This window comes from Sphingobacterium detergens, assembly GCF_003610355.1.
Taxonomy (GTDB): domain Bacteria; phylum Bacteroidota; class Bacteroidia; order Sphingobacteriales; family Sphingobacteriaceae; genus Sphingobacterium; species Sphingobacterium detergens.
Window position 1 is genome coordinate 516005 of sequence record NZ_RAPY01000002.1, and the last position, 12838, is coordinate 528842.

The window sequence follows — 12838 nt, forward strand, 5'->3', positions numbered from 1 at the left end:
TTCTAATCCAAATATCTCCACGCTATTTTTTCTATTAGCGATTTGATATCATCATAACGGGCGAGGTTCAGGAGCCAATCTTCAGGTATACTTTCCAGTCCATAATACAAACCAGCTAATCCCCCCGCAATGGCAGCTCCAGTGTCTGTATCTTCACCAAGGTTTATTATAGATAATACTGTATCCCTGTAGTTGTCTTTTTCCATAAAAAACCATAGGCTTGATTCTAGACTATCTATCACATAACCACTGGACCTTAATTCATTATGTGATTTAGACCGAATGTCATGTAAAATCGTACTATTAAAATGAATGATTTCTGAGTCAGGGAAATTGCTGTCTACCCAGAATTTTGAAACTTGATTTCGCATTTCAGTATAAGCCTGCTCTTTGGCCAAACCTAGCAAAATGAGTTCAGCTAATTTGAGATAGATAAAACATGCCATGGCGGCGCGTATGTGCTTGTGCGTTAAGGCCGACACCTCCCAAATTTTCTCAAATTGTTCCGCGGGCTTAAGTCCTTTGATTTCAAATAAAAGTGGCAATATTCTCATTAATGAACCATTGCCATTGTCTTGTTCTCTTGCCTGATATCTTAGCGCAGTTAGCTCCCCGATTTGCGCGGATTCGATAATATGTTTAAGCTCACTGATTGATTTAGCTGTGGTGATACCGATATCAAAGACATCTCCTCGTGCTGTCCACAATTTACCTTCCTTCCATGCTATAAATTTTTTGGCCACATCTAATATATTGTACCCATTCAAAAGTGAGTCCGCAAGACACAAGGTTAATGAGGTATCATCAGACCAAGTACCCATAGGTTGATTATGACTGCCAAAACCGATCATTTCAGTAGCTGGATTTTTAAGTATGTCTTCTTTCGACCTGAATTCAAATGGAACACCCAAAGCATCACCAACTGCAATACCAAACAATGCTCCATACATTCTATTTTTCGCTTGGCTAGCCGATGTATTCGGATCACTAGCAGATCTGTTTGATTGTTCGTCCATAAATGATTGGATGAATGATTTCACATCAAGATAATAAAAAAATATTTACCTGCCCATTTCCACCATTCACCGAGTTTTCCTGTCCGTTAGTCTAAAGGTCATAGGCTAAAGGAAGATTGTGTTGTAGTTTTGAATCAACAAATAAGAACAATATAACTAACAATATAAAATAAAGACATTATGAAAACGCTAGTAAAAACATTCGCAGCAGCAGCTTTAATCGCAGTATCAACCTTTGCAATGGCAGCTGAAGGACCAGGTTCAAAATCAGCAAAAGCAAACGTTAACCTTTCCACAGCAGACTTTGCCCTTGAGCATTATGTTGCAGTTACGACAGAAGGCGAGTCAGCAGGCGTAGAGCGATTATTTGCCGACGATTTCAGCCAAAAGGTTCAAGCTTCTAATGCGCAAACCCATAGCCGTAGCGCGTTGATCAAATCTTTGAAAAAACAAAAAGGTGAGAAGCTAAACTGTACAGTAACGAGCGACATCATCGAAGAATCCGCGGATTATATGGTCGCCAAAGTGACCCTGAAATTTGAAAACTTCATCAAGACTGATCTTGTGACTTTGGTACGCGAGGGTAATGACTGGAAAGTATCCAAATCGATCAATTCATATAAATAGTACCTTATCACTGGTGGATTGCCCGTAATAAAACGCAATCCACTAGTGAATCATATGTTTATTTAAGGCTACGTCGTGAGATGTGGCTTTTTTAGTTTGTCCATTTGTTGATAATTATGAATTTATTTTTAATATCTATATAATTTTCTAAAACAATAAGACCAATATTAGTACAATCGATAGCAACCTTGTCAATTATAGACTTTACATTATCCCAAACTATATCCCAAAAACCAAGACCTATTTTTGGTCGTGCTTTCATATTTGTGGGAGCAAAAAAGACAATGGTAAATATTACTAATTAACAAGTTTACAAATATGTTCATAACAAACGATGTCCCTGTTATGAATTGATAGTACGAAAAGGTATTCGTAAATAGAGCAAACGTTTGTGTACTAAAAAAATGTTGAAAATTTTTATCTCAATCCATACATTGGTAATACTTAATGCGTAAATGATCATTACTTAGTTATCATTTAAAGTAATATCTTTCGAGGATAAGTAACCAAACAAGAACCGTAAATATAAACTTAATGAGATTTTTAAAGGAGATAGTAAAATCTGAATCCGCCGTAAAAATTGCCTGCGCATGTATTCTAAAATTTTATCAAGTAAAATTTACATCTTCCAATTTATTGTCATTGATTGATGGACATAATGATCCTCATTCTATGTTGGCAATAAAAGATGTTCTTGATGAATATAGCGTAAAAAGTCTCGCTATTTTGAGAAAGAATATAAAATATGACGACATTGAGACACCATTCGTCAGTGTAATTCAAAAAGAAGACTGGCCAGCTGCTAGCTTCACGGTGGTTATCGCAGTAAATGGAAATAAAATTAGCTTTCTTGATCCTCAAACCAATAACCTGGTTACAGCAGAAATCAGCTATTTTGAATCTATTGATAAAGATGTTTTACTGCTTCTTGATGGTAGAACGAAAAAAGATGAATACAATTATGAGCAAAATAGGATCAATGAGAAAACAAGCAATTTTTTTTCAAATCTACCCTTCTATCTTGGAGGCTTTTTAATTTTAACCCTACTTTTTCTACAAGTATTTATTTTCAAAAATACAGCCTGGATTTCGCCAATTTTTCTGTTAACTTCAACAATTGGGACGCTCTGTTCTACACTATTGATATGGCATGAAATTGATGCTTTTAATCCACTTATAAGAGAGGTCTGCGGCAGTCTCGGTAGCAAATCAAATTGTAATGCTGTACTTTCATCCAGAGGAGCGAGGTTTCTTGGGATAAGCTGGTCCATATGGGGATTTGCCTACTTCTCTTCATTTTTTTTATATCAATTACTGTTTGCGGATTCTGTTTCTCATGTAAGCCTATGGTCGTACATAGCTTTAATGACATTTCCTTATGTTATTTATTCCTTATACTATCAAGCTAAAGTAGTCAGGCAATGGTGTCCTTTATGTTTAATTGTTCAGTGTGTTATAACATTTAACGCGTGTGTAAGTCTTATATATATATCGGTTCAAAATAACTTCACGGAGTTTGGTTTAATGCCTTTGATCAATACAATTTCAATTTTTTCCATTTCTCTGATGCTAACCTATTTCCTTCTACCAGTTTTGAAAAAGGCGCAGCAGGCTAAAAACCACGAATTGCAATTAAAGAAAATACGTTACAGGCGAGAAGTATTTGACGCATTGCTCTCCACCAGCAATTCTATTACACAGTCGCCAGAGGGACTTGGGATACTCCTTGGAGACCCGAATGCAAAGAATGAAATTATAAAAGTCTGTAATCCTTATTGCGGGCCGTGTTCAAAAGCCCATCCAGAATTAGAAGCCATTGTAGCCGGTAATCCAGATACGAAACTAAGAATTATTTTTTCTGCAACTGGCGAAGACTGGGATATAAAAAATGCGCCTGTATCCCTCTTTCTAGAGATACAGGAAAAAATGGGGGACCAAGTAGCACATACTGCCCTAGATAAATGGTATGCTGGTGGCTCAAAGGATTTTAATAAGTTTTCTGAAGAATACCAATTGGATAACTATTTAGTACATCAGCATCATAAAATACGTGAAATGAGGGAATGGTATGATACAATGAAAATAAGAGTGACTCCGACGATATTCGTTAATGGACGTGAAATGCCCGATGGTTATAGGGTAAAGGAGCTAAAAAATTTTTTTTTATAGAGTGTATATAGATCATTGTTGCGGTTGCAAACGTAACAAAATATAAGCTGGCAACTTCAAATGCCCTCTCAAGATGTTCCGGAGCGAATGAACATCATCAGAACAAAAAATATAATTATGAAAAAAATTTCATTAGAAAATTTGAACTTGAAAGAGATAGAACAACTATCTCGTGAGCAGTTAAAAGATGTTTTAGGGGGATGGTCTATAAGCACAGCACAAACTGGTGGCTCTACAGTAAATTGTAATGATCACTCCGGAGATCCGGAAAACTGTTCAGGTAGCTGTGAGATATCCGCCGGAAATCCCGGCACATGTTTGACGGAATCCAACGGTTGTTATTGCGGCTAAACATCTGGTAGAATAACTGGAGCAGTAAACTCCAGTTGTTCTACTTTTAAATAATAAGAACTGATATGAAAATCCTGCTATCCTTACTACTTCTCATTGGCAATAGCTTTTACCTATTTAGCCAAAATATACTAAGAGTCGATATCAACGGGAAAAAATATGCAAACCTTATTTTAAAAGTCAATGTAGAAAAAGAGGTGCTTTTCTTTGAGGGCCTCGAAAAAGAACCTAATTCATGGGTCTTCTCTTATCCCGACAGCGTGTATAAGAAAGCAATTTTCTTTAGCCTTTTTTCCAAAGAGGATTCTATTCAAAATGATATCGTCCTGCATCAAAAGGTAGAAAACAAGGAGCTCTTTTGTATTTCCTGCTTTTATTCTCCTAAAAGTACCACTGTTCTGTCTTATGACTCAATAGGAAGCTCTTCTTATAATGCACTAGCATATGATTTTCGAGCAAAAAGGCGTGTCATGACTAAAAATATTCGGGATCATTTTAGTATAATTCACACTGATGATAGTGAATTAACCGCTGCAATGGTCTCAACCGACTCAAAGTTCTCAGAATTTAAGCAAGATAATTATACAAAAAGAATTGATGAATTCCGGACTATTGTCAAAAGATATCCCAGATCTAGTGCTTTAATGGCCCGATTAGCTTTAAATGCCAATCGATTCTCTGATAAAAATGATCTACGTTCTATTTTTAATCAATTTGGGGCTAGTCTTTTGGAGACTTTTTATGGGGAAAAAATACGGAATTATTTAATGGATAGATTTCCGAATAGCGCGCTTTTAAATGTTGCTACGGGCGCTACAGAACCTATTATTTTAAAACCAGAAATTCCGACTTTAGTGGTCTTTTCTGCTTCATGGTGTATTCCATGCCATAAAATGATACCACTGGTTAAAGAAATAAATAATGATTTAGGTGATAGATTAGCAATCGTTTATATATCTGTAGATCTCGAAAATACGAGAGATCATTGGAAAAAGATGCTCAAACAAGAGAAATTTCCCTTTCGGAGTCTCTTTCCAGCTGATGTAAATGCTTTCAAACAGCGTATCGGTGCGACATCTTTGCCACTATGTTACCTCGTTGAAAAAGATGGTTTTTTTTCAGCTGTGGAGATCAGATCACAAGCAGGGAAAAATAAACTGTATGAAACAGTTATGAACTAATTTTATCATGAATAGTACAATTTTCCTATCAGCGCAACCCGACAATATTTATTTTATATGGCAATTGGAACTACAGTTGCGTAATCTAAAGTCACTAGCTATAGATAAAGAAGCTATTCATGTTGTGGTAGGATATAATCCCAAAAGAGGTATAAATCCAGCGTTCAATAAATTTATCAATGACCATTTGGATTTTGCGCAGTTTTTCCTTTACCCAGACAATCGTATTGAGCCCTGTTATACATCTTCTATACGCCCACACATTCTGAAACAGCATTTTTCAAGCTTTAGTGAACTTCAATTCAAGACAATCTTTTATCATGATTCGGACGTTCTTTTTTCAAGAATACCTCAAACTCCAAAATCCGATATTAATGAGTGTTTTGTTTCTGACACGAGAGGCTACCTCGATCTTAACTATATAAGACGGGTGGCAAACGAGGCTCTTTTGGACGATATGCTGTCAATTGTGGGCTTAGATAAAAGCATAATTGAAGGTGAAGATGCAAATACAGGTGGAGCACAGTATATATTAAATGGGATCGATGCCAATTTTTGGGATAAGGTCGAAAGAGATGCTGAATCTTTATATCTGTGCATGCGAGAATATAATGATAAGTTATGGCAAAATAATTATGAGCAAACAAGGGAATATCGGTCAAAAAAAAGGGGGATACAGGCCTGGTGCGCAGATATGTGGGCTGTGTTATGGAATCTATGGTTAGTTGAGAAAAAAGTATCTATTCACCAGGAACTCGATTTTTCTTGGCCCTATAGTCCGATTGAGCAATGGACAACGAGAGCGATTTTGCATTATTCAGGAGATGTCAAACGTAAGGAAGATTTCTTTAAGAAAAATGAGTATCTCAATAGGGTTCCTTGGTATGACTGTTCCCTTTTGTCTATCCCCCAGCAAAACTGCAGCTCAAAGATCGTAGAATTCATACTCCAAAGAAAGAGAGAACTGGACAGTCAACGAAATAGCTATTTAAAATCTTGTTTGATTTTAGAGATTGATACAATCGATAATAATATTATTAGCGATTTAGATTTATTTCACACAGTTATTTCCAAATATTTTAATATTTCATTTTATGTTTTAGCAAAATTTGGAATAATAGAACCCAATGAAATACATCAACCTATTTTAACATATTCAGATTTACTTCCTGAAAATTATCAGCAAGTTATTTTTATACCGATAGCAAGTATACCCGCCATCGAAGATCTGAAGGAGATGTTGCGTATCGGAGAAAAGGATAATCTAAACAATACTTATCTCAAAGTTTTACCCAATAAAAATTTGCATGTTGACGCTTTGTTTAAAGAGGTATTTACTAAAGTATTAGATTTTGAAGTCTTGTCAGCCAACCAAGGGAAATTCAATCAGTCTCTTCCACGAAAGGCGCATGAAATTCGAATCCTAAATTTTAAACATGGTTATTCAGCCTCTAAATCAATTGGAGATCTTCTACATGATCCTACCATCTCCAGAAAACATTTCGGATATGTACTTGATTCCACTTATAATTTTTCTTAAATCATGGTAATAACCGATACAAATAATACCTATACAATATTGTCTACGATTATTGAGGATATCTTAGACAAAAAACCCATTAGTACATTGGTGGAAGATTATGTTTCAACTGTTCTTTCCAGGAGCGAATTTAATTTTGAAGGCGGCGTCCTCGGACTTGGCTGGCTGATTGCATTTCTACTTAATAGAGATTTTCTAGTAGGAGAAGAGGATGAAATACTTGAAGACTTTGATGATCAAATTTATAAACTGACTATAAAAGAAGTTCTCTCAGCACAGCCAAACGTTGATACATTATTAGATTTTATGTCTTATTACCAATTGAGGATCAATCCCAAATCTATTACCGCTCCATATTATCGTCGATTTACACATTTTGAATGTATAAAATTAATTATTCAACGCTTGAATCAATACCTAACAGAGGAAAAAGGTGATGATGTAGAAGCTAAATTGAACATTGTACTTCGATATAGTTATCTGTCCGGAACAACTGTTTCGGAGAGTTTATTTGAAAACGAATTTTATAAAACTGTTGAGGAAATCCTTGATTTTATAGAAAAGGAAGATACAGCGCAAATCCCACATTCAGTTCTACCCAAATTATACGTTTGTGTGCATCAGTATAATAATGATTTTTGGAAAAATAAGATAAGGCGAAAATTGAAGGATATACCTTATAGTTATACATCTAAAATATGGAATTCTGTTATTGCCGATTGGAAAGACAACTATATCAGTATTCCACACTCTGGTTTATTTTTAGATAATAATGAGCGGGGTAAATTTCTAGTTTATCTTTTTTCAAATTTCAAAAATGTTCAGATTACCTATGCAAACAATTGAAATTTCCATTGTGATCCCATTGTACAATAATCGGAAGTATGTCGAAAAAACGATCGAAAGTATTCAGCAGCAGACTTTAGTCTGCTGGCATTGTTTCATTATTGATGACGGTTCAACAGATGGAGGAAGGCAGATCGTCGAAGATAAGATACAAGACGACTTGCGGTTTTCATTATTTAAAAGAGAAGAATACTCTTCTCACAAAGGTGCAAACGTGTGTCGTAATTTAGGACTGTCCTTTTTGAAGTCGGCATATGTGATGTTTGTTGATGCTGATGATTATTTGTCTAACAATTGCTTACAGAATAGGCTAGCTTATATAAAGGAGTATGGCGGTTTTGATCTATATATCTTTAAGACAGCATTTATTGACACAGAGGAGCGAATCAGAGGGGAGTTTAAAGTCTTGGATCAGGATATCCAACGTTTGATTGTAAATCTGGTAAAACATAAAATACCTTGGCATACAATGTCCGGAGTTTGGCGTGTTGGTTTTTTAAAAGCAATTGGCGGCTGGAACGAGCAGTATGAAAGGTTGCAAGATGTAGAACTCAATCTGAGGGCATTATTAAATAATCCTAAAATAAAGTATGCGCATCTTTCAATAGATAGTTTTTATAGGTATGATAATCTGACAATTGAAAAGCAGAAAGCTGCAAGAATGGGGTTTTGCAGATTAACAAAGGATTATTATAAACAATTTCTTTCCTCTGCAATTTTGAATAAACACAATAAATCTAAAGTAAATAGCGAATTTCAGAAGCTTATTGAACGTCAGCTCGTACATTATCTCTATAACGAGACAGAGAAAGATCCCAAATGGGAATCCCTATACTTAGATACATTATGTGCGCTGGAAGTATCAAAATCTGATATCGAATCTGTAAACAAAATCTTTGATAAATTTCAACTATAACTTTTTATGAAAAATGTATTTTATAAATTTTTTATTGTGATTAATTTATTGACCATTTCTGCGTTAGTTTATGGACAAGACCTTAAAAATAGGTTGGTATTAAACTTTCACGATGGTCCTAATTTGGACAGTCTATCAATGGAAATCAGGACTCTTGAAAATGTTAAATATATCTTTTCAGCGGACATATCGGATAAATCAAAATATATTTTTGAATATCCCAAGCGTCTTTATGATTCCATCAGTCAGATAGATCTAGGCTTTTATGACGAGAAATATGCTGTAAAAAATTACATTGGGTTTAGTATGCCATTTAAAGAGGATACGGTAACGTGTGCAGGCTGCCTCTTCTCCAATAAAGATATTGTTTTGGATCTTACTTATCTAACAACGGATGTATATCCCAATAGCATCCGGATCAATCCGAGCACTGGAAGTATGGAAAGAGTAACAGCAAAGCGCCATCTCTATTCACCGAATGATATCGATGCCGAATTGCTCATTTCGGCTGTTTCCATGGAGTCTGGTTTTTCCATGTTTAACAGGTCACCCAAAAATAAGGGAAAGACTTACGCGACGATGCTGGATGAGGGGTTAAACTTGATTCAAATGTTTCCAAATTCCAGTACATTGTTGAAAAAGTTATTTTCAACATTAAATTTTTATAAAGAGTCAACTGATATTAAACCACTTTTTGATGCTTTTGATTCAGATATTCAATCTAACCCTACCGGACAGCAAATCAGGAGATATCTAGAAGCCAAGTTTGATAATTTATCGTTAATTAATACATCTACCCGGAAAACTGAGAAAGTTATTCCAGACAAATCCCGGGCAACGTTATTGATATTTTCCGCCTCCTGGTGTATTCCATGCCATCAGATGATTCCTTTGGTTAATCAGCTTTATGGACAGACAAAAGAAAAATTAGACATTATCTATATTTCAATTGATGAACCCCAAACAGAAAAACTATGGCAGCAGATGATCTACGATGGAACCATTATTTACCGTAGCTTATCGGCGATGGATAACGTGAAAGATGTTAAAAGAAATTATCTGGTTGATCTAATTCCCTTTAGCTATATCGTAGGAGCAGATGGAAAATATCGATCTATAAATATCCGCAAAAAAGATGCATACGAGCAACTTGTGACCAATTATGGTCAATAATAAAAATACTATATAGATGAGTATCCGGTCGGTTGCAAACGATCGTATAGACAGTCGAGCAGCTGCTAACAAGCTCTCCTAATAAATAGCCTGGGAGATGTGGCTATTATACTTTTAATAATTATAAATCAAAAAAAATGAAAAAAATTTCGTTGGCAAATCTAAATCTTAAAGAAATAGAACAGCTTTCTAGAGGGCAGCTAAAGGATGTTCTTGGAGGATGGAATGGTGGTACTAGCCCAGAGACTAACCCCGTTACAGCAGATGAAAACGGATATTGCCCAGTAAATGGATCTGGTGATGACTGGTGTTCGGGTTCATGCACGAATGGCGGAACTTCCGGCACATGTGTTAATGTTGAATCGAACGCCTGTGTATGTCAATAATACATAGATAATCATTTAGCTGTTAGGCCAAAGGATATTAATCTTTTTGGTCTAATAGCTAGATGTATCAAAATCATTATATATATGACATGTCCGTTTTGTTTTGGGATTCATACAGATCTTCTTCCGGTCGGAGTTGATCATCCTGTTATTGTTAGGAAGAAAATTATAGGTGCTGGCTATAGATTTGTGAAATGTCCAACATGTGGTTCCAAGGACCGGGACCGTTTGGTGTATACTTTTTTGGTTGATTATCTTGGTGTATTCAAAAAGCAATTTTCAATATTACATATTGCACCCGAAAAGGTAATTTTAAAAAGACTTACCGGTCATGTTTATGATTATGTTACCGGTGATATTGATTTATCACGTTATTCTAAAAGCGATAATATTCGACAGACAGACCTGCTGAATACGGGGTTTTCTGATTGTAGATTTGATTTAATCATCTGTAATCATGTTTTAGAACATATCGTAGATGAGCAAAGAGCTTTACAAGAAATTAAACGGATACTTAGGGTAGGAGGTAGTGCCATCCTCCAAGTTCCAATATCACCTTTGCTTCAAATTACAGAGGAGGATCCTAAGATAATAACCAATAAAGATAGACTTGAACATTTTGGTCAGCATGATCACGTCAGACTGTATGGAATAGATTATGAGGATCGTTTGAAGAAGATAGGATTCAAACTACAGTCATTCTCTCTGTTTGAAAAATACCCAAATTTTGGCTTAAATCCAGAGGAGAAACTTTACCTGGCGAGCAAATCCGACGATTAAAATACTGTTTTAAAGTATGGAATTGATAGAGAATATTTTTATACCAACATATGTAGTCAATCTACGAAAACGAGTAGACAGATTGGCGCATATAAAGAGAGAATTTGCAGGTAGAGAAGAATTCAAGGTCACTTATATTGAGGCCGTCGAAGATACTATTGGTGCTTTAGGTTTATGGAAATCCTTAGTAAAGGTTATTCATGAAGCAAAAAATGCCGGGGATGAACTTATAATTTTCTGTGAGGACGATCATCAGTTTACAGCCAATTATAGTAAGCAAAAGCTATTTGAGATTATCCAGGAGGGGTATAAATTAAATGCTGAGCTGCTAATAGGAGGCTCGAGTGGAGGATTTAAGACTTCGCTGCCAGTTTCGGAAAATCTTTTGTGGGTACAAAGTTATTGTTCAAATCAATTTTTGGTGATCTACAAACGATTTTTTGACATCATTCTTCAGAAGACGGATTTTGATCCTAAAAAGAAGGTTGACAATACAATTTCAGATTTAGCGCTCTCAAAGTTTGTCATTGTGCCTTACCTCTCCAATCAGAAATGTTTTTATTATTCAGATGTGACCATGTTTAACCAGTTGTATCCCGAAAATCAACTTGAGCGCTTTACTGAGGCCGAGCAAAATCTTGGTAAGATTATGAAAATCTATCAAATGTTCCGTTCAAAGCTAACATAATGTAAACTAAAAGCTATGAAAATCAGATTAACTACTTTTGCAAGACCAGATCAAGATCTGCTTTTTCGGTTCTCACACCGTTATCTACAGGGAAAAAATAAATGGAAAGATCTTGAGTTTGTTACCGATGATCATTATGACCGTCTGGTGATATTGACTTTTCCTCATCAGCAGACACTTGAGAAAGGATACGATGAAAGTAAGAGTATTACTTTTATGACCGAATCCAGCCTTTCATCCTTTGCGCGGCAGCACCCCACCTCACGGATGATGAATGTGCATTTGCATTTGCCATTTTTTCCAGTCAATTTTTCGACTGATGGAGAATCAGATCGTGTTGATAAAACCGAGCTCCTATCGGCTGTAGTCAGTGAATTAGCTGGATTTCCTGGGCACAGAGCTCGTCTGGAATTCATTTTAGCATTGGACAAAGTATTCAAGGACGGTTTCGATGTTTATGGACGTCCATCACATGGTAAGTTTTTTAATCTTCTAAATAATTATAAAGGGTATCTAAAAGATAAGTATGAAGGCTTATGGAGATATACCTACCATGTAGCTTGCGAAAACGCTTATGAAAATGGATATTTTACAGAGAAAATCGTAGATCCCATTATTACAGAATCATTGTGTTTCTACGCAGGATGTCCTAATCTTGCAGATTATATTAATCCAAAAGCGTTTGTTCGGATTGATCCTTATTGTATTGGTTCATCTTTGGAAACCATTATTGCATCTGTAAGAGACAATATATGGGCAAAGAGAGTGCCCTATATCTTACAGGAAAAAAGACGCTTTCTGACCGATCTTCATCCTATGAACATGATCTGGATGGCGGTGCATGATAAAGACATGGGTAAATTATATAATAGCTCGTTGTGATAAAGAGATTTCCTCATTATAAGCAGATGGACGTGATGGATTGCGGTGCTACATGTCTTCGAATGATGTTTAAATTTTATGGACAGACGATTTCAATTCATAAAATCAGAAAACTATGCCAGACCACAAAAAACGATGTCAAGCTATTAGAAATTAGTGAAGCTGCAGAAAAATTAGGTTTTCGGACTTATAGTGTACGATTAAGTTTGGATCAGTTAACACAGATTGAACTTCCTTGTATACTGCATTGGAATCAAAATTAATCCCTTAAATAGAAGGAGAT

The 12838-nt window shown here is 35.6% G+C and carries 15 protein-coding genes; 13 read left to right on the forward strand and 2 right to left on the reverse strand.

What is annotated here, in order from left to right:
• Positions 1–2 precede the first annotated feature (2 nt).
• The gene (locus DFQ12_RS14255) at positions 3–1016 is read right to left on the reverse strand and encodes an ADP-ribosylglycohydrolase family protein (RefSeq protein WP_208642555.1); all 1014 of its coding nucleotides are present in this window, start codon (positions 1014–1016) and stop codon (positions 3–5) included.
• 180 nt (positions 1017–1196) lie between these two features.
• Between DFQ12_RS14255 and DFQ12_RS14260 the strand changes: the two genes are divergently transcribed.
• A complete protein-coding gene (locus tag DFQ12_RS14260) occupies positions 1197–1643 on the forward strand; it encodes a nuclear transport factor 2 family protein (RefSeq protein ID WP_120259721.1) in 447 nt (148 codons plus the stop codon).
• A 91-nt stretch (positions 1644–1734) separates the two neighbouring features.
• On the opposite strand, the gene DFQ12_RS28155 is transcribed toward DFQ12_RS14260, so the two are convergent.
• Entirely contained in the window at positions 1735–1905 is a 171-nt protein-coding gene (locus DFQ12_RS28155) for a hypothetical protein (RefSeq protein WP_167457276.1), read from the reverse strand.
• Between the two features lie 272 nt (positions 1906–2177).
• Between DFQ12_RS28155 and DFQ12_RS14265 the strand changes: the two genes are divergently transcribed.
• The 12 genes from DFQ12_RS14265 to DFQ12_RS14315 all read left to right on the forward strand — a co-directional run bounded on the left by DFQ12_RS14265 (position 2178) and on the right by DFQ12_RS14315 (position 12818).
• Entirely contained in the window at positions 2178–3812 is a 1635-nt protein-coding gene (locus DFQ12_RS14265; protein WP_120259722.1) for a vitamin K epoxide reductase family protein, read from the forward strand.
• A 117-nt stretch (positions 3813–3929) separates the two neighbouring features.
• Positions 3930–4163: a hypothetical protein gene (locus DFQ12_RS27955; protein ID WP_147420418.1), complete on the forward strand. Its 234-nt coding sequence runs from the start codon at positions 3930–3932 to the stop codon at positions 4161–4163.
• Between the two features lie 260 nt (positions 4164–4423).
• Positions 4424–5344 (forward strand): TlpA family protein disulfide reductase, encoded by a 921-nt coding sequence (locus DFQ12_RS14270; RefSeq protein WP_167457277.1) that lies wholly within the window; start codon positions 4424–4426, stop codon positions 5342–5344.
• A 7-nt stretch (positions 5345–5351) separates the two neighbouring features.
• Positions 5352–6884, forward strand: coding sequence for a hypothetical protein (locus tag DFQ12_RS14275; RefSeq protein ID WP_120259724.1), 1533 nt, complete (start codon positions 5352–5354; stop codon positions 6882–6884).
• Between the two features lie 3 nt (positions 6885–6887).
• The gene (locus DFQ12_RS14280; RefSeq protein ID WP_120259725.1) at positions 6888–7730 is read left to right on the forward strand and encodes a hypothetical protein; all 843 of its coding nucleotides are present in this window, start codon (positions 6888–6890) and stop codon (positions 7728–7730) included.
• The gene (locus DFQ12_RS14285; protein WP_167457278.1) at positions 7717–8646 is read left to right on the forward strand and encodes a glycosyltransferase family 2 protein; all 930 of its coding nucleotides are present in this window, start codon (positions 7717–7719) and stop codon (positions 8644–8646) included. Before DFQ12_RS14280 ends, DFQ12_RS14285 begins: the two co-directional genes overlap by 14 nt.
• Positions 8647–8652: 6 nt before the next feature.
• Positions 8653–9819 carry a TlpA family protein disulfide reductase gene (locus DFQ12_RS14290; RefSeq protein ID WP_120259727.1) on the forward strand — a complete coding sequence of 389 codons (1167 nt, stop codon included), beginning with the start codon at positions 8653–8655 and terminating at the stop codon, positions 9817–9819.
• A 137-nt stretch (positions 9820–9956) separates the two neighbouring features.
• Complete coding sequence (locus DFQ12_RS14295) at positions 9957–10205, forward strand: hypothetical protein (protein WP_120259728.1); 249 nt, start codon at positions 9957–9959, stop codon at positions 10203–10205.
• A gap of 84 nt (positions 10206–10289) precedes the next feature.
• On the forward strand, positions 10290–10985 hold the full coding sequence (locus tag DFQ12_RS14300; protein ID WP_120259729.1) for a class I SAM-dependent methyltransferase: 696 nt from the start codon (positions 10290–10292) through the stop codon (positions 10983–10985).
• 16 nt (positions 10986–11001) lie between these two features.
• Positions 11002–11673, forward strand: a complete 672-nt coding sequence (locus DFQ12_RS14305; protein ID WP_120259730.1) for a glycosyl transferase — start codon at positions 11002–11004, stop codon at positions 11671–11673.
• 15 nt (positions 11674–11688) lie between these two features.
• Positions 11689–12555, forward strand: coding sequence for a hypothetical protein (locus tag DFQ12_RS14310; protein WP_120259731.1), 867 nt, complete (start codon positions 11689–11691; stop codon positions 12553–12555).
• On the forward strand, positions 12552–12818 hold the full coding sequence (locus tag DFQ12_RS14315; protein WP_279634409.1) for a cysteine peptidase family C39 domain-containing protein: 267 nt from the start codon (positions 12552–12554) through the stop codon (positions 12816–12818). Before DFQ12_RS14310 ends, DFQ12_RS14315 begins: the two co-directional genes overlap by 4 nt.
• Positions 12819–12838: the final 20 nt, after the last annotated feature.

Bases quoted from the DNA above. Each gene is read 5' to 3' on its own strand.
- DFQ12_RS14280 (WP_120259725.1), top strand. From the start codon at position 6,888: ATGGTAATAACCGATACAAATAATACCTATACAATATTGTCTACGATT.
- DFQ12_RS14300 (WP_120259729.1), top strand. From the start codon at position 10,290: ATGACATGTCCGTTTTGTTTTGGGATTCATACAGATCTTCTTCCGGTC.
- DFQ12_RS28155 (WP_167457276.1), bottom strand. From the start codon at position 1,905: ATGAAAGCACGACCAAAAATAGGTCTTGGTTTTTGGGATATAGTTTGG.
- DFQ12_RS14275 (WP_120259724.1), top strand. From the start codon at position 5,352: ATGAATAGTACAATTTTCCTATCAGCGCAACCCGACAATATTTATTTT.
- DFQ12_RS14310 (WP_120259731.1), top strand. From the start codon at position 11,689: ATGAAAATCAGATTAACTACTTTTGCAAGACCAGATCAAGATCTGCTT.
- DFQ12_RS14285 (WP_167457278.1), top strand. From the start codon at position 7,717: ATGCAAACAATTGAAATTTCCATTGTGATCCCATTGTACAATAATCGG.
- DFQ12_RS14295 (WP_120259728.1), top strand. From the start codon at position 9,957: ATGAAAAAAATTTCGTTGGCAAATCTAAATCTTAAAGAAATAGAACAG.
- DFQ12_RS14305 (WP_120259730.1), top strand. From the start codon at position 11,002: ATGGAATTGATAGAGAATATTTTTATACCAACATATGTAGTCAATCTA.
- DFQ12_RS14255 (WP_208642555.1), bottom strand. From the start codon at position 1,016: ATGGACGAACAATCAAACAGATCTGCTAGTGATCCGAATACATCGGCT.
- DFQ12_RS14265 (WP_120259722.1), top strand. From the start codon at position 2,178: ATGAGATTTTTAAAGGAGATAGTAAAATCTGAATCCGCCGTAAAAATT.
- DFQ12_RS27955 (WP_147420418.1), top strand. From the start codon at position 3,930: ATGAAAAAAATTTCATTAGAAAATTTGAACTTGAAAGAGATAGAACAA.
- DFQ12_RS14290 (WP_120259727.1), top strand. From the start codon at position 8,653: ATGAAAAATGTATTTTATAAATTTTTTATTGTGATTAATTTATTGACC.
- DFQ12_RS14260 (WP_120259721.1), top strand. From the start codon at position 1,197: ATGAAAACGCTAGTAAAAACATTCGCAGCAGCAGCTTTAATCGCAGTA.